At 30.6% G+C, this 20,208-nt stretch carries 26 protein-coding genes; 13 read left to right on the plus strand and 13 right to left on the minus strand.

Features of this window, described 5'->3' with window-relative positions:
* Positions 1 to 13 precede the first annotated feature (13 nt).
* Both AMN99_RS04400 and AMN99_RS04405 read right to left on the minus strand, forming a co-directional pair.
* Complete coding sequence (locus AMN99_RS04400; RefSeq protein WP_075506613.1) at positions 14 to 1,180, minus strand: UxaA family hydrolase; 1,167 nt, start codon at positions 1,178 to 1,180, stop codon at positions 14 to 16.
* 4 nt (positions 1,181 to 1,184) lie between these two features.
* Entirely contained in the window at positions 1,185 to 1,469 is a 285-nt protein-coding gene (locus AMN99_RS04405) for a UxaA family hydrolase (protein WP_075506614.1), read from the minus strand.
* Positions 1,470 to 1,585: 116 nt separating this feature from the next.
* Between AMN99_RS04405 and xsc the strand changes: the two genes are divergently transcribed.
* Both xsc and AMN99_RS04415 read left to right on the plus strand, forming a co-directional pair.
* Complete coding sequence (gene xsc / locus AMN99_RS04410) at positions 1,586 to 3,370, plus strand: sulfoacetaldehyde acetyltransferase (RefSeq protein ID WP_075506615.1); 1,785 nt, start codon at positions 1,586 to 1,588, stop codon at positions 3,368 to 3,370.
* Between the two features lie 39 nt (positions 3,371 to 3,409).
* Positions 3,410 to 4,714 (plus strand): NAD(P)/FAD-dependent oxidoreductase, encoded by a 1,305-nt coding sequence (locus tag AMN99_RS04415; protein ID WP_075506616.1) that lies wholly within the window; start codon positions 3,410 to 3,412, stop codon positions 4,712 to 4,714.
* Here AMN99_RS04415 and AMN99_RS04420 read toward each other — a convergent pair.
* On the minus strand, positions 4,711 to 5,487 hold the full coding sequence (locus tag AMN99_RS04420; protein ID WP_075506704.1) for a fumarylacetoacetate hydrolase: 777 nt from the start codon (positions 5,485 to 5,487) through the stop codon (positions 4,711 to 4,713). The genes AMN99_RS04415 and AMN99_RS04420 overlap by 4 nt on opposite strands.
* Before the next feature lie 13 nt (positions 5,488 to 5,500).
* The gene (locus AMN99_RS04425) at positions 5,501 to 6,361 is read right to left on the minus strand and encodes a DMT family transporter (RefSeq protein ID WP_075506617.1); all 861 of its coding nucleotides are present in this window, start codon (positions 6,359 to 6,361) and stop codon (positions 5,501 to 5,503) included.
* 50 nt (positions 6,362 to 6,411) lie between these two features.
* Here AMN99_RS04425 and AMN99_RS04430 point away from each other — a divergent pair, with 50 nt between their 5' ends.
* Positions 6,412 to 7,011, plus strand: coding sequence for a LysE family translocator (locus AMN99_RS04430; protein WP_075506618.1), 600 nt, complete (start codon positions 6,412 to 6,414; stop codon positions 7,009 to 7,011).
* On the opposite strand, the gene AMN99_RS04435 is transcribed toward AMN99_RS04430, so the two are convergent.
* From AMN99_RS04435 to AMN99_RS04450, 4 genes are read right to left on the minus strand one after another with little or no spacing between them, the layout of a single operon-like run.
* Positions 7,008 to 7,811 (minus strand): M23 family metallopeptidase, encoded by an 804-nt coding sequence (locus tag AMN99_RS04435; protein WP_075506619.1) that lies wholly within the window; start codon positions 7,809 to 7,811, stop codon positions 7,008 to 7,010. The two genes, AMN99_RS04430 and AMN99_RS04435, sit on opposite strands and share 4 nt — an antisense overlap.
* Positions 7,796 to 8,554 (minus strand): SDR family NAD(P)-dependent oxidoreductase, encoded by a 759-nt coding sequence (locus tag AMN99_RS04440; RefSeq protein ID WP_075506620.1) that lies wholly within the window; start codon positions 8,552 to 8,554, stop codon positions 7,796 to 7,798. The genes AMN99_RS04435 and AMN99_RS04440 overlap by 16 nt, the downstream gene beginning before the upstream one ends.
* Positions 8,554 to 9,147 carry a TerC family protein gene (locus tag AMN99_RS04445; RefSeq protein ID WP_075506621.1) on the minus strand — a complete coding sequence of 198 codons (594 nt, stop codon included), beginning with the start codon at positions 9,145 to 9,147 and terminating at the stop codon, positions 8,554 to 8,556. The genes AMN99_RS04440 and AMN99_RS04445 overlap by 1 nt, the downstream gene beginning before the upstream one ends.
* Positions 9,147 to 10,742, minus strand: coding sequence for a GMC family oxidoreductase (locus AMN99_RS04450; RefSeq protein ID WP_075506622.1), 1,596 nt, complete (start codon positions 10,740 to 10,742; stop codon positions 9,147 to 9,149). Before AMN99_RS04450 ends, AMN99_RS04445 begins: the two co-directional genes overlap by 1 nt.
* Positions 10,743 to 10,882: 140 nt before the next feature.
* Between AMN99_RS04450 and AMN99_RS04455 the strand changes: the two genes are divergently transcribed.
* The 6 genes from AMN99_RS04455 (at position 10,883) to AMN99_RS04475 (ending at position 16,489) form a co-directional block, all read left to right on the plus strand.
* Positions 10,883 to 11,977 (plus strand): TRAP transporter substrate-binding protein, encoded by a 1,095-nt coding sequence (locus AMN99_RS04455; RefSeq protein ID WP_075506623.1) that lies wholly within the window; start codon positions 10,883 to 10,885, stop codon positions 11,975 to 11,977.
* 72 nt (positions 11,978 to 12,049) lie between these two features.
* Positions 12,050 to 12,664: a TRAP transporter small permease subunit gene (locus AMN99_RS04460; protein WP_075506706.1), complete on the plus strand. Its 615-nt coding sequence runs from the start codon at positions 12,050 to 12,052 to the stop codon at positions 12,662 to 12,664.
* Positions 12,664 to 13,998 (plus strand): TRAP transporter large permease, encoded by a 1,335-nt coding sequence (locus AMN99_RS04465; RefSeq protein ID WP_082255158.1) that lies wholly within the window; start codon positions 12,664 to 12,666, stop codon positions 13,996 to 13,998. The genes AMN99_RS04460 and AMN99_RS04465 overlap by 1 nt, the downstream gene beginning before the upstream one ends.
* Positions 13,999 to 14,024: 26 nt before the next feature.
* On the plus strand, positions 14,025 to 15,245 hold the full coding sequence (locus tag AMN99_RS04470) for a cytosine permease (protein ID WP_256998111.1): 1,221 nt from the start codon (positions 14,025 to 14,027) through the stop codon (positions 15,243 to 15,245).
* Positions 15,205 to 15,483, plus strand: coding sequence for a cytosine permease (locus AMN99_RS05895; RefSeq protein WP_256998112.1), 279 nt, complete (start codon positions 15,205 to 15,207; stop codon positions 15,481 to 15,483). Before AMN99_RS04470 ends, AMN99_RS05895 begins: the two co-directional genes overlap by 41 nt.
* Position 15,484: 1 nt before the next feature.
* Positions 15,485 to 16,489 carry an alcohol dehydrogenase catalytic domain-containing protein gene (locus AMN99_RS04475; protein ID WP_075506624.1) on the plus strand — a complete coding sequence of 335 codons (1,005 nt, stop codon included), beginning with the start codon at positions 15,485 to 15,487 and terminating at the stop codon, positions 16,487 to 16,489.
* On the opposite strand, the gene AMN99_RS05900 is transcribed toward AMN99_RS04475, so the two are convergent.
* A complete protein-coding gene (locus tag AMN99_RS05900; protein ID WP_256998113.1) occupies positions 16,473 to 16,607 on the minus strand; it encodes a hypothetical protein in 135 nt (44 codons plus the stop codon). The two genes, AMN99_RS04475 and AMN99_RS05900, sit on opposite strands and share 17 nt — an antisense overlap.
* Before the next feature lie 75 nt (positions 16,608 to 16,682).
* Here AMN99_RS05900 and AMN99_RS04480 point away from each other — a divergent pair, with 75 nt between their 5' ends.
* Positions 16,683 to 17,333, plus strand: a complete 651-nt coding sequence (locus tag AMN99_RS04480) for a DUF3047 domain-containing protein (RefSeq protein WP_075506625.1) — start codon at positions 16,683 to 16,685, stop codon at positions 17,331 to 17,333.
* A 199-nt stretch (positions 17,334 to 17,532) separates the two neighbouring features.
* A complete protein-coding gene (locus tag AMN99_RS04485; RefSeq protein WP_075506626.1) occupies positions 17,533 to 17,949 on the plus strand; it encodes a YbgC/FadM family acyl-CoA thioesterase in 417 nt (138 codons plus the stop codon).
* On the opposite strand, the gene AMN99_RS04490 is transcribed toward AMN99_RS04485, so the two are convergent.
* Entirely contained in the window at positions 17,942 to 18,622 is a 681-nt protein-coding gene (locus AMN99_RS04490; protein ID WP_075506627.1) for a uracil-DNA glycosylase, read from the minus strand. The genes AMN99_RS04485 and AMN99_RS04490 overlap by 8 nt on opposite strands.
* A gap of 2 nt (positions 18,623 to 18,624) precedes the next feature.
* On the opposite strand from AMN99_RS04490, the gene AMN99_RS04495 reads away from it, so the two are divergent.
* Complete coding sequence (locus AMN99_RS04495) at positions 18,625 to 19,182, plus strand: histidine phosphatase family protein (RefSeq protein ID WP_075506628.1); 558 nt, start codon at positions 18,625 to 18,627, stop codon at positions 19,180 to 19,182.
* A gap of 10 nt (positions 19,183 to 19,192) precedes the next feature.
* The gene (locus AMN99_RS05795) at positions 19,193 to 19,330 is read left to right on the plus strand and encodes a hypothetical protein (protein WP_179850441.1); all 138 of its coding nucleotides are present in this window, start codon (positions 19,193 to 19,195) and stop codon (positions 19,328 to 19,330) included.
* Here AMN99_RS05795 and AMN99_RS04500 read toward each other — a convergent pair.
* From AMN99_RS04500 to AMN99_RS04505, 3 genes are read right to left on the minus strand one after another with little or no spacing between them, the layout of a single operon-like run.
* Positions 19,327 to 19,755: a hypothetical protein gene (locus AMN99_RS04500; protein ID WP_075506629.1), complete on the minus strand. Its 429-nt coding sequence runs from the start codon at positions 19,753 to 19,755 to the stop codon at positions 19,327 to 19,329. The genes AMN99_RS05795 and AMN99_RS04500 overlap by 4 nt on opposite strands.
* Positions 19,742 to 19,912: a hypothetical protein gene (locus tag AMN99_RS05800; protein ID WP_179850442.1), complete on the minus strand. Its 171-nt coding sequence runs from the start codon at positions 19,910 to 19,912 to the stop codon at positions 19,742 to 19,744. The genes AMN99_RS04500 and AMN99_RS05800 overlap by 14 nt, the downstream gene beginning before the upstream one ends.
* Positions 19,905 to 20,204, minus strand: coding sequence for a DUF1289 domain-containing protein (locus AMN99_RS04505; protein WP_256998114.1), 300 nt, complete (start codon positions 20,202 to 20,204; stop codon positions 19,905 to 19,907). Before AMN99_RS04505 ends, AMN99_RS05800 begins: the two co-directional genes overlap by 8 nt.
* Positions 20,205 to 20,208 lie beyond the last annotated feature (4 nt).

A 20,208-nucleotide genomic window follows, 5' to 3' on the forward strand; every position in this document is an offset into this window, starting at 1 on the left:
GTAGGATTTTTAATTAAGCACTTCTGTAAAGCTTAGTCATTACAAATTCTCTATGACCTAAAGCTTCAGCACAAGTTAACCTTCCATTAGCTGTTCTAATAGTTGCTTTAATTAGCTCATCACCAGCTTGATCCAAATTCATTTCTCTAGAAAGTATTTTAGAAACATCGCAGTCGATATGTTCTTTCATGCTGACTGCTGTTAATGGATTGGCTGTTAATTTTACAACTGGTTCAATTGGGTTTCCAATAATATTTCCCTGTCCTGTTGGGAATAAGTGAATATTAAAACCACCTGCAGCTTGTAACGTAACACATTCTGCTGCAGCTGAAGAAGTATCCATAAAATATAACCCTGGACCTTTTTGTGGTTCTTCAGCAGGTGTTAGAACATCTACAAATTGTCTTGATCCTATTTTTTGGAAATTACCAAATGCTTTTTCTTCAATTGTAGTTAGTCCTCCAGCAATATTTCCAGCAGTGGGTTGACTTTCTGATAAATCATCTGTTGCTTCTTTTAAAATGAAATCATTGTATTCATTCCATGTTTTTTTAAACTTTTCTTGTGCTTCTGGAGTTTTACCTCTTTTTTCACAAACAGTTTCAGCACCTGTAAGTTCTGAAGTTTCACCAAAACATAAATGAACTCCTAATGGCTCTAATTTATCCATTAAATTTCCAACTGTTGGATTAGATGCAAGACCTGAAGTAGTGTCAGACTCTCCGCATTTTACTGAAATCCAAAGATCACTTATTGGACACTCTTCTCTTTGTTTTTCAGAAGCCCACATTGAAAATTCTTGAGCTTTTTTTGAAGCTTTCATGATTGTTTCAATGTCACCAGCACCCTCAATACTAAAACCTTCAACAGGTTTTCCAGTTTTTGCTACTTCATCAACAATTCTTTTAGTCCATTTAGGCTCAATACCAATAATTATAGCAGCAGCAACATTTGGATTTTTTGCTGTACCTATCATTGTTCTAAAGTGTAATTCTAAATCAGCACCAAACTGCAATCTTCCATACGAGTGAGGTAACGCAATTGTGCCTTTAATATTGTTTGCGACAGCTTCAGCACAAGCATTTGAAATGTCATCAACAGGCAAAATGATTACATGATTTCTTGTTCCAGCTCTGCCATTTTCTCTTTTATAACCTAAAAAACTTTTTGGGATTTCCATATTACTACCACTTCTTTGTTTTAACGTTGTGAACATGTACGTGTTCACCTTTTTTGATTGATTTGACTACTTTACCAATATCATGACCATATTTAATAATAGTGTCACCTTCATTTAAATCGCTCATAGCAATTTTGTGTCCTAGAGGGATTTCATCTTCAGATTGAATGTTAACTGTCTTGTCATTTTCCATAATCCAGCAAGAACAGTCCTGTTTCGGAGTGATTTTTTCAATAACAACTACTCCTACGTTGTCTTTTTCGTCGTGTATAATGATGTCTGTAGCCATAATGTTGTGTCGAATTGTTTGTTTGAAATTTAGAAAATCTTATATATTAATCGCGAAAATTGACAAACGAATTTTATAAATTCTTAATAATTATACTTTAGAGGGGTTCTAGTCTTATGACAAAAATGACAACAGAAGAAGCTTTTGTAAAAGTTTTACAAATGCATGGTATCGAGCACGCTTTTGGAATTATTGGTTCTGCTTTTATGCCAATATCAGATATTTTTCCTGATGCAGGAATTACTTTTTGGGATGTAGCCCATGAAACAAATGGTGGTTTAATTGCTGATGGTTACACAAGAGCTACAGGTAAAATGTCTATGGTTATAGCACAAAATGGACCAGGAATTACAGGACTAGTAACTCCAATTAAAACTGCATATTGGAACCATACTCCTCTATTGTTGGTAACACCACAAGCTGCAAACAAAACTATGGGTCAAGGAGGTTTTCAAGAAGTAGAACAAATGAATCTCTTTAAAGATATGGTTTGTTATCAAGAAGAAGTTAGAGATCCCTCAAGAATGGCAGAAGTTCTAAATAGAGTAATTGAAAAAGCTATAAGAGGCTCAGCCCCTGCACAAATAAACGTTCCAAGAGATTATTGGTGCCAAGTTATTGATATAGATTTACCACCAATTGTAAGATTAGAAAGACAAGGTGGAGGTAACGACGCTGTTTCTAAAGCTGCTGATTTGTTATCTAATGCAAAATTTCCAGTAATACTTTCAGGTGCTGGTGTTGTTATTGGTGGAGCTATTGATGCTACTAAAAATCTTGCTGAAAAATTAGATGCACCAGTATGTTCTGGTTATCAACATAACGATAGTTTTCCAGGAAGCCACCCATTAGCAGTAGGACCTTTAGGTTACAATGGTTCTAAAGCTGCAATGGAATTAATTTCAAAAGCCGATGTTGTTTTAGCACTAGGTACAAGATTAAATCCATTTTCAACTTTACCAGGATATGGAATTGATTATTGGCCAAAAAATGCAAACATCATACAGGTAGATATTAATCCTGATAGAATTGGTTTAACAAAAAAAGTAACAGTTGGAATTAGTGGTGATGCAAAATTAGTTGCAGAGCAAATTTTAGCAAAACTATCTTCGAACGCAGGAGATACTGATAGGCAAGCTAGAAAAGATTTAATTCACCAAACAAAATCTGCATGGTTACAAAAACTTTCAAGTTTAGATCATGAAGATGATGATGAAGGAACAGTTTGGAATAAAGAAGCTAGAGAAAGAGATTCAGATAGAATGTCACCAAGACAAGCTTGGAGAGCAATTCAATCTGGTATGCCTGATGACGTAATTATTTCAAGTGATATTGGAAATAACTGTGCAATAGGAAATGCTTATCCTACTTTTGAAAAACCAAGAAAATATTTAGCTCCAGGTTTATTTGGACCTTGTGGATATGGATTTCCATCAATATTAGGTGCAAAAATTGGTTGTCCTGATACTCCGGTAATTGGTTTTGCTGGTGATGGAGCTTTTGGAATTAGTATGAACGAAATGAGTTCATGTGCAAGGGAAGAATGGCCCGCAATAACAATGGTAATTTTTAGAAATTATCAATGGGGTGCAGAGAAAAGAAATACTACTCTATGGTTTGATAATAATTTTGTTGGAACTGAGTTAGACCCTGAATTGAGTTACGCTAAAGTCGCTGATGCATGTGGTTTAAAAGGTGTAACTGTTAGAACAATGGAAGAAACAACAAATGCAATCAAGCAATCTTGTGAAGATCAAAAGAAAGGAATTACAACATTTATAGAAGTAATTCTAAACCAAGAGCTTGGAGAACCATTTAGAAGAGATGCAATGAAGAAACCGGTAAGAGTTGCTGGTATCAACAAAGCAGATATGAAGAAACAACCTTCGTTAAACTCTTAAAATCTTTTAAAAATTTATCAATTATCGTAAAGTCACTTCATGGAAGTGACTAACGATAATAGCTGTAGTTGGATTAATGACCTTAATCCAAGAACAAACATCAAGTCTCTTCTATCAAACGATGAGTGTGATTGGTTAATAATAGGAGCTGGTTATACAGGTCTGTCTGCTGCAAGAAAATTAGCTCAAATAAATTCAAATTTAAAAATTATACTAGTAGATGCTCAACTAGCAGGTGAGGGTGCTAGTGGAAGAAATTCTGGTTATTTGGTTGATACAACTTTGAACGATGGTTTTACATCAAATAAAGAACTGCAAAATTACAAAAAGAAAGCTGATATTTATTCATTAGGAATAGATGTAGTAAAAAAATTTATTAAAGAACATCAAGTAGATTGTGATTGGAATGAATGTGGTAAATATTTTGCTTCATCAAAAATTGAAGATAAAAAAATTTTAGAAAATTTTTCAAATACATTATCAAAGTTAGGATTTGAACACAGTTTATTAGGAAACAAAGAATTGTCTGAAAAATTAAGTACTAGTTTTTATAATATTGGACTTTACACAAAGGGTGGTATTTTAATACATCCAGGAAAATTAGTTAGAGCAATGGTTGATGCTCTTCCTACTAATGTTTTTTTGTATGAAAATTCTTGTTTATTAAATTGGACTAAAAATAAAGATTTCATTTTTTGTAATTTCAAAAATGGAAAAATTAAATCAAAAAATATTATTTTTGCTACGAATGGTTTCTTAAAATCACTAGGGATAAAATCAAATTATAATTTTCCTATTACATTAACTGCGAGCATGACAAGAAGATTATCTGATGAAGAATTTAAATCTATTGGTGAACCAAAAGAATGGGGTGTACTACCTGTAAGGCCGATGGGCGCAACAATTAGAATGACAAAAGATAGAAGAATTTTGATAAGAAATACAGCAGAAGTCCACAATCCATTTGGTATGTCAAACCATAACCTTCAAAAAAGATCTATAAATCAGAAAATTGGAATACAAAAAAGATTTCCACAATTACCTAATGATATAATTAAATCATCTTGGTCTGGAATAGTATCAAGAACAAGGAATAGTTCTCAAATATTCGAAAAAATTGATAGCAATATATTTGCTGCTGGTTGTTACAACGGTTCAGGTATTGGTGTAGGATCTTTATTTGGTGAACAAATCGCAATTAAAGCAATTGGTGAAAATAGTTTAGAAATAGAGACTATCGAAAAAAGAAATAAACCAACTTGGTTACCCCCTGAACCATTTTTAAGCTTTGGAGTTAAATCAAGACTTATTTACGAACGTTTAAGAGCAAGATCTGAAATTTAAACTATATTCGCTTTTACAGATCCAAGTTTATCAATCTTAGCAGAATATATTCCTTTTTTAATTATTGGAACAACTCCAACTGTAGATCCTGTAAAAACATAAAAATCTTTGTCTAAATTAATTTTATCTTTTTTAACTTTATTTAAAACAAATCTTAATGAATTTATTGGATTTACGTAAACAGCATTACTGTTTCCATCTACACTTTGCTTAGCTTTTTTATTTGAAATATTCGTTTTTAAATTTCCTATATTAATTTTTTTAAATTTTTTCTTTTGCCCTATTAAAAATTTAATATTTCCACCAAAATCACTACTTAAATCACCAAAAGAAGTAATACCTTTTCTTTTTTGCCTATATCCAACTACTTCTATACACGGTGCCATGTGTGAAATATATTTAGTGACGTTACTATTTGTCAACTTACCTTTTGAAGTGAAAAAAGTTTTTTTGATTAAATAACAAACTTCAAGTTCAATCCCTAAAGCATATTTATTTATTTTTACTTTCTTTCCACTTTTTATTAAGTTTTTTTTGAAAACTGATGCAATAAAAGGTTCTTTTTCTTTTAATTTTTTCATTAATGGAATGCCAGTTCCACCAGCTTTAAAACCTATTGTTGGATCTTTTATTTTGCTTTCACATAATTTTCTAAATTTGTCCGCCTCAGTAAGTTTTTTTGTAAATCTACTTGGTATAGGAGAGATAATTTTATTATTAAGAAAAGCATTAACTAATTTATCTGAAATTTTATCTTTAAGTGTTTTTGTCATAAGAATTTTTAATTTATTTTTTTGATGTTTGATTAATAACAAATATTCCTGAAGTTGTAATTATTATTGCACCTATAATAGTAAATAAATCTGGAACATCATCATAGAAGAAAAATCCAAAAATTATTGCCCAAAAAATTAAAGTATAATGAAATGGTTGTATTATGCTAGCTCTTGCATTTTTAAGTGCTAATATTTGGAAGTATATACCTAATGAAAAAAATAAACCAATTGGCACAAAGAAATAGAAAGAATTAAAATTAACAGGTTGCCAAAAAATAAATGCCATTATTGAGGTTATAACAATCCCAACTAAAGAAGAGTAGAACAAGGATACTTCAGGAGCATCATATTCAGTTATTTTTTTTGTTGCGATTTGATACAGACCCAGAAAAAAAGCTGCTAGCAATGGAATAAAAGAATTTACACTAAATACATCAGATGCAGGTCGAATAATTATTAAAACTCCAATAAAACCTATAAAGATTGCTATCCAAGTTTTGATTGATACTCTCTCATTTAAAATAAATACAGATAAGACAACTATAATTATAGGTGCTAGTGCACCTATGCTATGAGCGTTTGCTAAAGACAGGTGTTTAAAAGATAAAACAAAAAAACCAGATTCTAAAATAGATAGTAGACTTCTTATAATTTGAAGTTTTAAATTATTAGATCTATAAAAATTATTATTGTTAGCTCTTTTTGCTTCTATCAAGCTCAACAAAAGCACAAAAGTATATTTGATAAATAATAATTGAAATATGGAGTAATGAATAACTGCAGTTTTCTGAATTGCATCAAGGATTGAAAACGAAAAGTAAGCAATTATTGCAAAAATAATTCCTATTGTTTCTTTTGATTTAAATTTCATTTTTTTATTTTAATTTTTTTTAAGATTGTTAATGATTAATTCAGACTGACATGGATTTTGTATTACTATATTTTGTTATAGCAAGTTTTTTAATAGTGATAGTGCCTGGCCCCACTGTTAGTCTGATAATTGCTAATTCTTTAAGATCTGGTGTAAAAGCAGGATTATTAAATGTTTTTGGTACCCAAGTTGGCGTTTTAATTTTGTTATTTTTATTAGCACTTGGATTTGAGATAGTTTCTCCTTTTCTAGAAGTTATTATTAAATATGTAAGAATTCTAGGTTCAATTTATTTAATTTCACTTGGAGTAATTACAATTAAGTCAGATATTGATTTAAACAAAACTCAAGTAACTAAATTTGAAAAAAAATATTTTCTCCAAGGATTAATAGTGATTTTAACTAATCCAAAAATATTTTTATTCCTTGGTGCATTTATTCCTCAATTTATTAATATAAATGAACCTGTTAGCTATCAGATAATTTATTTTGGAATTATCTTTATAATTGTAGCTACAATATTTGATAGCTCATATGCATTTGTATTTGGCAAGTTTAGAGAATTCATAGCATCAAAATATTTAAAATTTTTAAATAAAATTGGCGGATTTATATTAATTCTTGTTGGTATTTGGATGTTTTTTTATTAATTTTCCAAAACAGACATTGGGTCCAATCTAGTTTGAAACCAATTAATTCTAAAATCAAGATGAGGCCCAGTTGATCTTCCTGTCGATCCGACGGTTCCGATAATATCTCCTTGATTAATTAAGTCTCCAACAGAAACTAAAACATTTTCTAAATGTGAATATATAGTTGATATGCCATGACCGTGATCCATAATGACTGTACCACCTGTGTAATATAAATCGTCTTCAGCCATTGTAACTTTTCCTGAGCCAGATGATTTAATCATTGTCCCTTGTTTTGCTGCTATATCAATTCCATAGTGTGGCCATCTAGGTTTACCGTTTAAAATTCTTTGACTCCCATAAACACCACTAATTATTCCTTCAACAGGCATTATAAATTTTTGCTTAAAAAACTGTAATTCAGAATTAATTGCTCTTGCTTCACCAATTGCATTATTTTCTTTTTTAATTCTTTCATAGACTGACTCGGGTGGGGTTACTTTGCTTTCTTCTAAGCCATCAATTCTTTGAATGTTGTATTTTCTTTTTAAAACTTTTTTGGTTATTGTAGATTTCTTTCCATCAAAGATTTTTGTAAAAGTAAGATCATATTTTTGATCTCTATCAATACCAAAAACAAAAAAACCATCCTTTGATACTCTTACTTCTTTTTTTCCAACAATTATCTTTGCACCAGGATTTGTTTTTCCTAAGATAAAATGACCTTGTAAGAATTTACCTTGAAATTCTATCGCGTTTGCAGTTGAAAAAAATAAGAAAAATATTAAAAAAAATCTATTTATTACTGAGCTGTCCATCCACCATCTATTATAATTGATGTTCCAGTTATCATTGAGGAAGCAGGTGAGGCTAAGAAACAAACTGTTGTCGCTACATCACTTTCAGTTGCTGCTTTTCCCATTGGAATATTTCCGAGTGCTAGTTTTTTAAATTTTTTATTTTTAAAGAAATTTTTAACCATTGGAGTTTCAACAAACGTAGGAGCTACTGTGTTAACTCTTATATTTCTTTTAGCTAATTCTACTCCCATACCTTTTGTCAAACCTTCAATCCCAAATTTAGTCATATTGTAAACATTTCTCCCACCCATACCAACATGACCTAATTGAGAAGACATATTGATAATAGAGCCAGGTCTCTTTTTATTTTTAAGCATTTTTTTAACTACTAGTTGAGCAACATTAAATGCAGCTTTTAGATTTAAATCTACCAAGTAATTCATGCTTTTTTGTTTAATTTTTTCAAAAGGTTCAGGAATATTAGTTCCAGCATTGTTTACTAATACATCAATAATTTTGATTTTTTCTAATTTTGTTTTTAGATCTTCATAATTCATTACATCACAAGGAACTTTGATTACTTTACCTTTAATTTTTTTAATATCTTTTTCTAATTTATTTAAATCAGATGGAGTTCTGCTTAATGCTATTACAGTTGCCCCAGCTTCTGCGAGTGCAACAGAACAAGCTCTTCCAAGTCCTTTACCAGCACCAGTAACTAATGCGTACTTATTTTTAAGATTAATTTTTTGAAGATACATTAAAAGAATATTATTTTAATATCTGTATAAATCAACTCAACAGCTACTATTAATATTGCTAATAACCCAACCCATGCAATCCATTTGTATTTTTTTATCCATCCAGAAATTAATGTTGCAGCAGTTGCCATTAAAACAATCGATAGAACCAATCCAAATACAAGTAATCCATAATGATCACCTGCAGCACCAGCAACACCCAAAACATTATCTAAACTCATTGTGAAATCAGCAAGTAAAACCGTCCAAATTGCTTTTAAAAAACTTGAGTTATCTACTTTTATATCTTCCTCTGAATCTGATCCTTTGATTACATCAACATAAAGTTTGTAGACAATATAAAGAAGTAAAATTCCACCAATAAGTCTCAGTCCAGTAATTTGTAATAAATAAGCTGTTAGTAACGTTAATATTATACGTAATATTACTGCACCACCAATTCCCCAAAATATAACTTTCTTCCTTTGCTCAACAGGAAATTTTGAAGCTACCATTCCAATTATAATGGCATTGTCACCAGCTAGTACTAAATCAATAAAAATAATTTGTGTTAAAATAGCAATTTGTTCGGGAGTAAAAAATTCTGCAAACATTATTGTTGTAGTATCATGTCAGCACCTTTTTCTGCAATCATAATCGTAGGTGCGTTAGTATTTCCCGAAGTAATGTTGGGCATTATCGATGCATCAATAACTCGAAGATTTTCTATTCCTCTTACTTTTAATTTTTCATCAACTACTGACATCTCATCTTGACCCATTTTGCATGTACCAACAGGATGAAAAATTGTTTGTGCAAAATTTGATGCTTCTTTTACTAATTCCTCGTCATCATTAATATGAATACCTGGTCTATATTCCTCAGGTTTATATTTCTTAAAAGTTTCAGATTCCATTATAATTTTTCTTGTCAATTTTAATCCTTTGGCAGCAATCATTCTATCGTGATCAGTTGACAGGTAATTTTGTTTTATTTTTGCGTAAACGCGTGAATCTTTATCAACAATACTTACGTGACCTCTACTTGTGGGTCTTATATTAGAAACAGTTGGAGTGAATGCGTGAAAATCGTGATTTTTTGTAGCTCCCAATGTATCCATACTCATTGGTTGAACGTGCCATTGTAAATCAGGTAGTTCTAAAGAAGGATCACTTTTTGCAAACATACAAAGCTGACTTGCTCCCATAGTCATTGGACCACTTCTTTTAAAAACATATTCTAATCCGATAAGTAAATTTCCAAACAAACTATTAATTTTTTTGTTAAGAGATTTTAAACCATTAATTTTATAAATAGGTCTTAACATTAGGTGATCGTGTAAATTTTCACCAACACCATTTAAATCATGAACCATATCAATTCCCAATTTTTTTAATTTTTCTGGATTTCCAATTCCTGATACTTGCAATATTTGAGGAGAACCAATTGCACCTGAAGAAACTATAACTTCTCTATTTGCTTCAGCTGTTTTCAATTCATTATCTTGCCAATACTCAACTGATTTTGCCTTTTTATTTTCAAAGTTTATTTTTTTAACATGAGCGTGAGTAATAATTGTTAAATTTTTTCTATGCTTAACAGGATTTAGATAACCAACAGCAGTACTGCATCTAAATCCATCTTTTTCTGTTACCTGAAAATAACCACAACCATGATTGTCACCTGTATTAAAATCTTTCGTTTTTGGTACACCAAATTCCTCAGCAGCGTTTTGAAACTCATCTAAAAGAGGAAGATGTATTCTTTGATCTGAGACAGAGAGAGGTCCACCAACTCCATGATATTCACTTTTGCCTCTTTCTTGATTCTCTGCTTTTATAAAATAGGGAAGAACATCATCCCAACCCCAGCCAGTATTTCCAAGCTGTCTCCAAATATCATAATCTCTGTGTTGTCCTCGTATATATAAAAGTCCATTGATAGAAGAGCTTCCTCCTAAAGTTTTTCCGCGGGGATATCGTATTGAAATATTATTCATGCTTTCATCTGGTTCTGTCCTGTAGCACCAGTCAGTATTAGGATTGTGCATCGTTTTAAAATAACCAACTGGAATATGGATCCATGGATAATTATCTTTACCTCCAGCCTCAATCAAAAGAACTTTGTGTGAAGAGTTTTCTGATAGCCTATTTGCTAAAACACAGCCTGCAGATCCAGCTCCTAGTATAATGAAATCAAAATTATTCATAAATTAGAACTCTTATAAATTAAAAAAATTATATTTCTAACAAATCTGTTAAAAATTTTAAAATATACCAATATTAACACTTGTTTTAGTTTTCATTCTTTGACAAAGTTTCGACTTTAAAAATAAAGAGAGGGAAACAAATGAAAAAAATCATTTCAATGTTATTTGCAGTTGCAATGGTGTTTGGATTTATTTCAAGTGCTAATGCTGCAAAAACACTAAAATGTCAGACAGTTCTTAACACAAAAGCTGATGAAGTTAAGATGTTAAAGGACTTTACTGACACAGTAACAGCGTTAACTGGTGGATCTCTTAAGTTTGAAATTATGCCAGCCGGAGCTGTTGTTGGTGTAAAAGAAACTTTAGATGCAGTTGACAAAGGCTTAATCGATTGTGGTTTCGCATGGACTCACTATTGGTCAGGTGACCATCCTGCAGCTATGTTATTTGGATCTCCAGTAGCTGGTGGTGGTGTTGGTATTGACAACATTGCATTCTTATCATGGTTTCAGTATGGCGGTGGAAAAGAGTTATACGACAGACTATGGAAAGAAATGGGAAGAGACATCAAAGGATTTATGATTCAACCAGTTGGACCAGAAGCTTTAGGTTGGTTTCCAAAACCAATTAAAGATATGGCTGACTTTAGAAAATATAAGTTCAGAACTCCTCCAGGAATTCCAGGACAAACATATAAAGATATCGGTATCGCATCTGTAGCTATGGGTGGTGGAGATATTTTACCAGCTTTAGAAGCAGGAACAATTGATGCTGCTGAATGGTGTTGTCCAAAACCAGACTTAACGTTTGGTTTCCAAAAAGTATTAAAGCACTACTACCTACAAGGTTTACACCAAGTAGTCGTAAATGCTGACTTTTATATTACTGGGAAAACATACAACGCTATGAGCGATCATGAGAAGAAGTCTCTTGAAGTTGCAGCTAATGCATCATTAGCTAAATCTTTAAGTTACAGAATCTATGAAAATGGTAAAGCTTTAAGAGAGCTTACCGAAGTTCATGGAGTTAAATTAGAGGACACACCTTCTGATTACTTCACAGAATACATGGCTGCAGCTAAGAAAAGTTTGGAAACAAACGCTGCAAACAATGCATTCTTTGCAGAAGTATGGGACTCTATGAAAGAATTTGCTGATATAGCGGTTCCTTTCTGGAGTGGTGCTCAAATGTCTAATGCGAAGCTAGGAATGGCTCACGCAGCAACATTAAAGTAATCCAATAATTAATCTATAATTCAATTAGAGCGGACTTAATTGTCCGCTCTAATTTTTCTAACAAAATTTTTTATGGCTGAAGAACCAACTAAACTAGATATATCAGATGAAATGATAGCCGAAAGGCGAGGTGGTTCAGGAAAGATGCCAAATGACATGCCATCATGGATGGCAAGTTCTATTGTAAATATTGATAAATTTAGCAAATGGATAGGTAATGTTGTTTGTTGGATATTGATGCCACTTATCTTTGCTATGACTTACGAAGTTTTGGCGAGAAAACTTTTTCATGCACCTACAATTTGGGCTTATGACATAAGTAGATTTTTGTATGGTGCACTATTCATGTTAGGTGCAGGTTATGCACTTTCAAAAGGTGTTCATATAAGAGCAGATTTTTTATACAGAAATTTCAAAACAAAAAACCAAGGTACGATTGATTTTTGGTTATATATTTTATTTTATTTTCCAGGACTAATTGTCTTTCTTTATATGACAATTGGTTATGTAGGTGAGTCTATTCAAAGAGGTGAAAGAGGAATGGATACTACATGGATGCCTTATATGTGGCCAATTAAGAGTTGTTTATTGATTGGTATCGTATTTTTATTAATCCAAGGTATTTCAGAATTATTAAAAAGTTATTGGGCCGCTACCAGAGGAAAATGGCCAGGAGAAGATGAATAATGTTAGCTGAATTTATAGATCCAGCATATTTAGGTTTTATTCTGGTAGGAGTAATGCTTTTTGCAATTTTCGTAGGATTTCCTATTTCATTTACACTTATATTTTTAGGTTTTGTATTTGGATATTTAGGGTTTGGTAAACTGGTCTTTTATTTAATGACACTCCAGTTTTCGATGGTCATGACCGAACAAACTCTCGCCGCCGTCCCGCTCTTTGTCTTTATGGGTATTATGATGGAGCAGGCAGGTTTGATGGAAAGATTATTCTCATCATTTCAAATGATGCTTGCAAAAGTTAGAGGAGCGTTATATTACGCTGTTCTTTTTGTTTCAGTTATTTTTGCAGCAGCAACAGGGATTGTTGGCGCTTCAGTAACTATACTCGGTATCATGGCTGCAAAATCAATGAATAGATCTGGCTATGACGTCAGACTTGCTGCAGGTACGATAACAGCTGGTGGTACTTTAGGAATTTTAATACCTCCAAGTATCATGCTTGTTGTTATGGGCCCAATTATGGAAATTCCAGTTATTGATTTATTTGCAGCTGCTATAATTCCAGGAATTCTTCTAGCTAGTTTATACGCTGGATACACAACAATAAGATGTATGATCAATCCTAAATTGGGACCTGTAATTCCTGAAGAGATGAGAGCTGCTAGCATGAAAGAAGTTTGGATTGAATTCTTCTTAGGTTTAGTTCCACCAGCAGCGTTAGTTTTTGCAGCATTAGGAAGCATACTTTTTGGTTTTGCAACTCCAACAGAAGCAGCTGGTTGTGGTGCAATGGGAGCTTTACTGCTTTCTTTAGCATACAAAAAATTAACTTTTTCAAAACTTCAAGAAGCACTTGTTAAAACTTTAGAGATAACAGCTTTAATTATGGTTTTAGTTGCTGCATCAAACTTTTTTGGTGCTGTTTTTGCAAGACTAGGTACTCCAACTCTATTAACTGAATTCTTGTTAGGTTTAGAAATGAACAAATATTTAATTTTAGCGATTGTAATGGTTGCAATATTTTTATTGGGTTGGCCTTTAGAGTGGGTACCAATCGTAATGATTATTGTTCCAATTATTTTACCATTGATTGAAGCTCTTGGCTTTAATCTTACTTGGTTTGCAATATTAGTTGCCGTCAATCTCCAGACCGCCTGGCTGTCCCCACCAGTGGCATTGTCTGCGTATTTCTTAAAAGGGGTGGTGCCTGAATGGGATTTAAAAGATATTTATTATGGAATGATGCAATTTATGGTGCTTCAAATAATTGGTTTGGTTTTAATTATAATATTTCCTAAAATTGCACTTTGGTTACCAACTCTCCTATATGGACAGTAGAAATTATTAGTTTAAAATAATTTTTAGTGAATCAACCTAAAGTTAAATACTCTCTATCAAATTGGGATTTAGTTTCGGTAAATCCAAATTATAAAACTTGGAATTGGAAAGACCTTTTTTGTTACTGGGGAGTTAATGTACAAAGTGTAATTGGTTTTTCTCTAATTGCCTCACTTTATATAATGTACAATCTAAACACCTTTGTGGTTTTAATAGGAACTTTATTAGGTTCATTTTTTGTTTATTTATTTGCTAATTTTATTGGAAAACCTTCACAAAAATTTGGATTACCTTTTGTAGTTTTGTTGAGATCTTCTTTAGGATTTAATGGAGCGAAATTTTTTGGATTAATCAGAAGCTTGGTTGGAATTTTCTTATTTGGAATTCAAACTTATTTTTTATCAAAAATTTTAACTTATCTTATTAGAATATTACTTTTCACTATCGATGAGTCATTGTTAGTACAAGATATATTTATTTTTTATTTTTTTGGTTTAAATATTATAGATTGGTCATCAATTTTAATTGTAATTATTTTTCAAACATTTTTGTTTAGTATTGGTGCTCAATATAATAAAAAAATAATAAATTTTTCAGCAATCAGTGTTTATGTAGGAATTATTGTTTTTTTCTTCCTTGTTTTTTTAAGTGATGTCAAATTAACATCAAAAGCCTTTGTAAATATTTTTAATAACAAAAACTTTTTTGATCTTAATAATTTATTACCACTTTTAACTGTAGCAGGAACTGTCTTTGCTTATTTTTCAATATTAATAATTAGTTTTGGGGACATTTCTAGGAATGTTAAAAATACTAAAGAGTTGGGTAAAGGGAATTTAAGTTTGCTTGTTAATTTAATTATTTTCTCTTTTTTCACTATATTTATTGTTGCCGGATCTGATGCACTTTTAAATCAAAAATTTTCAGACATAGACAGAATTTTTACAAATCCAACTGATATAATTGGCAAATATGACAATATTCAAATAACTACATTGGTACTATTTTTTATCGTAATTGCTTCAGCATCCACAAATTTAGTAGCCAATTATATTCCTTCTCAATATTCACTAATAAATTTTGTTCCAAATAAATTATCTTTAAGGAGTGCAAGTTATATAATTTCTTTCCTCGGTTTGTTGGTAGCTATTTTTTGGCTTACAATTTTGAGTCAAATTGGCATTTTATCTTTTATAGATACATTTGGTGCATTTTTTTGGACCGTTATTTGGAGTAATAGTTGCTGACTATTATCTGATCAATAAACAAAGGTTGAGTAACAAAGATTTGTATTCAGTAGAAAAAGAAAGTAGTTACTATTATTCAAGAGGGTGGCATATCAAAGGTGTTTACTCAGTATTTCTAGGTTTTATTTTTTCAGCATCAACAATTTGGAACACAAATTTAATGTTTTTACAGTCTTATGCGTGGTTAATTGGTGCATTTGTAGCATGGATAACGTATTACTTGTTGGCAAAAAAATAATATGAAAGCTTTAGTATATACTGGAACACAAGAATTAATTTACAGAGACGAACCTAATCCAATTGAAGTTTCGGGAGAAAGTATTTTAAAAATCCATGCTTCAGGAATATGTGGTTCTGATATGCACGCATATCATGGACATGATGAGAGAAGAATTCCTCCGTTAATATTAGGCCATGAAGTTAGTGGTGAAGTCCAAAATGGTAAATTTAAAGGTAAAGACGTTGTTTTAAATCCTCTGATAACTTGTGGTAAATGTGAATACTGCACAAGCGGAAGAGAACATCTTTGTCCTCATAGAATTATTTTAGGTATGAATAAACCAATTGAAAGACAAGGGGTTTTTGCAGAATTTGTCTCAACACCAGACACAAATATTTATGAAATCCCAGATGGATTAGATAAAAATGAAGCGCCAGTAGCAGAGCCAACTGCAGTTTCTCTACATGCAGTATTAATTGGTGAACAATCTTTAAAAAAACCTTTGTCTGAATGCAAAATTTTGATCCAAGGTGGTGGTGCAATAGGATTATTATGTGGTTTAATTTTATCTAAAATTAAAAATAGTAAAAATATAATTCTCTCTGATCCTAATAAATTGAGATTAAATGAGTGCTCAAAATATTTAGATGCAAAATATGTTGCACCAGACCATAACGAAATAGAAAGTAATAAATTTGATATTGTATTTGATACGGTAGGGTTGGAAATTTCAAGACAACAGGCTATTGAAGTAGTTAAGCCGGGCGGTTCAATTATACACATAGGCTTAACTCAGCCAGCTGGAACCTTTAATTTTAGAAAAATGACACTTCAAGAGGTGACTGTAATAGGAACTTATTGTTATACTAATAAGGATTTTGAGCAAACTTTGGCAATATTAGCTAATAAAGATATAGGTTCTCTAGATTGGATTGAATTTAGAGATTTAAAAAATGGTGGTGATGCCTTTAAACAAATTCATGATGGCACCTGTGTTGCACCTAAAATTATACTGATACCTTAGAATTAGAATTTAATTTTATAGCTCTAGAACCACCCATTTTGAGGTCATTAGACATAATTGGTGCAGATATCATTATTGACCAATAAATTAAAAGTAAAAAAATTGAAATTGTTTTCATATTATTTATTTAAAAATTAATTCTGATTTTTGCATGTTTAAATCTTGTCTAAATAATGTATTAAGAACTTAAATTATGAAAATATTTTTTAAATCCATTTCAATTTTTTTGATTTCAATCAGCTCAGTTATTGCAAATGAAGTTGTAGTTTTTGAGTTTACAGAAACAGAACTTTCAGAATTAACTGTTAGAAAAGTAAGAGGGGCAAAGAACGAGACAAACTATACGGTCGGGAAAAATGAAAATGGAAATTTTTTAAAGGCGGTTGCTGATAATGCAGCATCTGGTCTTGGAAAAGAGGTTAAAATTGATCTTAACAAGACACCTTTTATAAATATCACCTGGAAAATTGAGCAAGATTTGTCTGGAATTAAGGAAGACACAAAAAAAGGGCATGATTTTGCGGCGAGAGTTTTTGCTGTTAAAAAAACAGGTGCAACACCATTATCAAATAGAGCAATTAACTATGTGTTTTCAAGCAACAATGATGTTGGACAAAGTTGGCCAAGTCCTTACACAAAAAAATCTATAGATAATGTGATGGCAACAACAAAAACTAATTTAAATGAATGGGTAACAGTTAAATCAAATGTAAAAGAAGATTTTAAGAAATTCCACGATTTAGATTTAGATGAATTAGATGGCTTGGCGGTTATGGCGGACACAGATAATTCTAAAATGAAATCTGTGGCTTATTTTCAAAACATTTATTTTTCAGCAAATTAATTAAAGTTTAGTATATTTTTTTAGACCCATACTCAGGAATGACAGTATGATTGCTACAATTACGTCCTCTGTTGGAGTGGCATTAGGAACACCAAAGTTCCATAAAATTACTCCAATCAACCAAATTATATAAACTTTCATTGTAGTTATTATATCTTAGTTTATATAAAAATTTCTCATTATTTGATATTAATGAACAATGCATAAAACTTTTAGCCATAATGTTAAAATTTACTATGAAGATACCGACTCTGGAGGAGTAGTTTATTACGCAAATTATTTAAAATACTTTGAAAGAGCTAGAACAGAAGCATTATTAGCTATTGGTTTAAGTAATTTGAAAATTAAAGATGAGTTTAATTCTTTAATAATCGTCAAGTCATGCAATATTGAATATAAAAAATCAGCATACTTAGAAGATAATTTAACAATAAAATCTTTTATTTCCTCTTTGTCCAAAACCTCTTTTGTAATGGATCAGTCAATTTACAGAAATGATTTATTAATTGTGGATGCAAAAATACATTTAGTATTTGTAAATACAATCGGAAAACCTACAAAAATTCCTGAGATAGTTTTAAATAACTTTGAGCCTTATATTTTAAAATCTAAATAGCTGTTACTCTTTTTATTTTTTTGAAAAAATTAACTATCATTTTTTCAGATATTAATTTTGTATTTACATTTCTAGGACTTGGATGATAACAAGCGTATAATCTGATTTTGTTTGATAAATCATAATATTTCCCGTGCTTAAAAATATACTTTCCATTTAATTTATTTTTACTTTTGTAATATTTAATACAATTATCAAAAGCAATTTTACCTAAAGCAACAATTGTTTGGATTTTGCTTAAAGTTTCAATCTCATTTTGAAAATGATTTGAGCAATTTGATAATTCTTCATTTGTTGGTTTGTCACCAGGAGGAACACATTTCAGTATATTGGTTATAAAAGTTGATTTTAATTCTAATCCATCATTTAAATTTTCTGAATAAGGTAGATTAGAAATATTTGCTTTTTTTAGACAAGAAAATAAGAAATCGCTTGATTTGTCTCCAGTGAAAGGTCTTCCAGTTCTCGTTCCTCCATGAGCCGCTGGCGCCAAGCCTAAAATTAATAATTTTGAATTTGCCTTACCAAATCCAGGAACTGGTTTTCCCCAATAAGTTTCGTTTAGGTTTTGTTTTCTTTTTTCAGTTGATATTTTTTTAATAAAATTAATTAATCTAGGACATTTTCTACATTTAATAATTTTCTTATTAAGTTGTTTTAATTTATTGTTCATCTATGAAAATTTTAAAATATTTTTTAATTATATTTATATTTTTAAGTTCTCCAATTAAAGCAGATTCAAATGAAGCTATGATTGGTGAGCTTCAAAAAGGTGGTAAATTAATATTTATTCGTCATGCTTATGCACCGGGAGGAGGAGATCCTTCTAATTTTGATGTCAATAATTGTGAAACCCAAAGAAACTTAAATGACGAGGGAAGAGTACAATCAAAAAAAATTGGAAATTTTTTTAAACAAAATGATATTTTAATAAACAAAATTTACTCTAGTGAATGGTGCAGGTGTAAAGAGACAGCAGAAATAGCCTTTACAAATTATGAAACAAAAAATTTTTTGAATTCATTTTTTAGTACAAAATTTGCTAAAAATAGAAAACAACAAGTTATTGATTTTAATAAATTCTTAAACACGTGGGATCAAAAACAAAATATAATTTTTGTAACACATTACGTTGTAATATCTGAGCTTTTAAACTACGCACCATCATCAGGTGAGATTGTTATTTCAGATAAAAATTTAAAAGTAATTGATACTTTAGAAATAGAATATTAAATTAGAAATTATGTCTTCAAAAAGAGCTATGCGACAAGCACAAAAACAAGCATTCGCTAAACATAGATCTAATATTTCAAATAGTAGATTTGATTTTAAAAAAAAAAATTTAGATAAACTTAAGGAAAATAAAAAAAAGAAAACCTAACTTTGGTTTGCAAATTTTTCTATTTTTTTACATGTAGAAATTTTTGAAATCCCTTCGATATCGTTCATAACACTTTTAATAAAAATCTCAGGCTTGTTCTTTTCAATTAATATTTGAGTATAAAATTGAGGATAACCATGTTTTAAAGTAAAAATTTTACCATCCTCTTCGTAAATATTTCTTACATAGGAGTTTGATTTTTTCACACTTAAATCAGTAATTCTATATTTTTGATAAGTTTTTTCTGCATAAACATAATTTCTAGTCATAATTAATTCATTAAGATTAAATATGTATTCATTTTTTAAATATTTATCTTCTTTATGATCACATTTACTTAATATTATAATTTCTGAAAATGAATGATTTATAAATGAGAAAGAAAATAAAATGAGAGAAAAAAAAAATAATTTATTTTTTTTCATTTTTTTCAGCAAAAAATAATCCAATTAAAAAAAGTGCTGTCCACCCAATACCCAGTAATGCTTTAGGGCTAGTCTCAGCGCTCCACATATCTAAAACTAAAGCACCAAAGATTAGTCCTATAATATAAATTATAACTACAATTGTTGATTTACTCATTTTTAAGATTTTTTTTGAATAGAGATATTCCGTTATTTATTTTATGCTCGTAAGACTCGTTAAAACTATCTAATTGCCAACCAGTTAATCTTTTTCTGATACTTTCTAAATTATTTTGTTTCCATTCATCTGTAGTTTCTTCTAGTTTCCACAGTTTTTTTTCATCATTATTTCTTCCACATCCATAACAATAACCGGTTGAGGGATCTGTTTTGCAAATACTAATACAAGGCGAAATAATCATATTATTTATATTTTTATATCCTTTTACACTATTATTCGGATTGGACAAATGA

It is taken from the genome of Candidatus Pelagibacter communis (assembly GCF_001180225.1).
In the GTDB taxonomy this organism is placed as follows: domain Bacteria; phylum Pseudomonadota; class Alphaproteobacteria; order Pelagibacterales; family Pelagibacteraceae; genus Pelagibacter; species Pelagibacter ubique_D.

Excerpts from the sequence above, each read along its gene's own strand:
- AMN99_RS04500 (WP_075506629.1), bottom strand. The coding sequence starts at position 19,755 with ATGAAAAAAAATAAATTATTTTTTTTTTCTCTCATTTTATTTTCTTTC.
- AMN99_RS04400 (WP_075506613.1), bottom strand. The coding sequence starts at position 1,180 with ATGGAAATCCCAAAAAGTTTTTTAGGTTATAAAAGAGAAAATGGCAGA.
- AMN99_RS04445 (WP_075506621.1), bottom strand. The coding sequence starts at position 9,147 with ATGTTTGCAGAATTTTTTACTCCCGAACAAATTGCTATTTTAACACAA.
- AMN99_RS04435 (WP_075506619.1), bottom strand. The coding sequence starts at position 7,811 with ATGGACAGCTCAGTAATAAATAGATTTTTTTTAATATTTTTCTTATTT.
- AMN99_RS04405 (WP_075506614.1), bottom strand. The coding sequence starts at position 1,469 with ATGGCTACAGACATCATTATACACGACGAAAAAGACAACGTAGGAGTA.
- AMN99_RS04430 (WP_075506618.1), top strand. The coding sequence starts at position 6,412 with ATGGATTTTGTATTACTATATTTTGTTATAGCAAGTTTTTTAATAGTG.
- AMN99_RS04440 (WP_075506620.1), bottom strand. The coding sequence starts at position 8,554 with ATGTATCTTCAAAAAATTAATCTTAAAAATAAGTACGCATTAGTTACT.
- AMN99_RS04495 (WP_075506628.1), top strand. The coding sequence starts at position 18,625 with ATGAAAATTTTAAAATATTTTTTAATTATATTTATATTTTTAAGTTCT.
- AMN99_RS05900 (WP_256998113.1), bottom strand. The coding sequence starts at position 16,607 with ATGAAAACAATTTCAATTTTTTTACTTTTAATTTATTGGTCAATAATG.
- AMN99_RS05795 (WP_179850441.1), top strand. The coding sequence starts at position 19,193 with ATGTCTTCAAAAAGAGCTATGCGACAAGCACAAAAACAAGCATTCGCT.
- AMN99_RS04425 (WP_075506617.1), bottom strand. The coding sequence starts at position 6,361 with ATGAAATTTAAATCAAAAGAAACAATAGGAATTATTTTTGCAATAATT.
- AMN99_RS04475 (WP_075506624.1), top strand. The coding sequence starts at position 15,485 with ATGAAAGCTTTAGTATATACTGGAACACAAGAATTAATTTACAGAGAC.
- AMN99_RS04420 (WP_075506704.1), bottom strand. The coding sequence starts at position 5,487 with ATGACAAAAACACTTAAAGATAAAATTTCAGATAAATTAGTTAATGCT.
- AMN99_RS04480 (WP_075506625.1), top strand. The coding sequence starts at position 16,683 with ATGAAAATATTTTTTAAATCCATTTCAATTTTTTTGATTTCAATCAGC.
- AMN99_RS04460 (WP_075506706.1), top strand. The coding sequence starts at position 12,050 with ATGGCTGAAGAACCAACTAAACTAGATATATCAGATGAAATGATAGCC.
- AMN99_RS04415 (WP_075506616.1), top strand. The coding sequence starts at position 3,410 with ATGGAAGTGACTAACGATAATAGCTGTAGTTGGATTAATGACCTTAAT.
- AMN99_RS04455 (WP_075506623.1), top strand. The coding sequence starts at position 10,883 with ATGAAAAAAATCATTTCAATGTTATTTGCAGTTGCAATGGTGTTTGGA.
- AMN99_RS05800 (WP_179850442.1), bottom strand. The coding sequence starts at position 19,912 with ATGAGTAAATCAACAATTGTAGTTATAATTTATATTATAGGACTAATC.
- xsc (WP_075506615.1), top strand. The coding sequence starts at position 1,586 with ATGACAAAAATGACAACAGAAGAAGCTTTTGTAAAAGTTTTACAAATG.
- AMN99_RS04465 (WP_082255158.1), top strand. The coding sequence starts at position 12,664 with ATGTTAGCTGAATTTATAGATCCAGCATATTTAGGTTTTATTCTGGTA.
- AMN99_RS04490 (WP_075506627.1), bottom strand. The coding sequence starts at position 18,622 with ATGAACAATAAATTAAAACAACTTAATAAGAAAATTATTAAATGTAGA.
- AMN99_RS04485 (WP_075506626.1), top strand. The coding sequence starts at position 17,533 with ATGCATAAAACTTTTAGCCATAATGTTAAAATTTACTATGAAGATACC.
- AMN99_RS04450 (WP_075506622.1), bottom strand. The coding sequence starts at position 10,742 with ATGAATAATTTTGATTTCATTATACTAGGAGCTGGATCTGCAGGCTGT.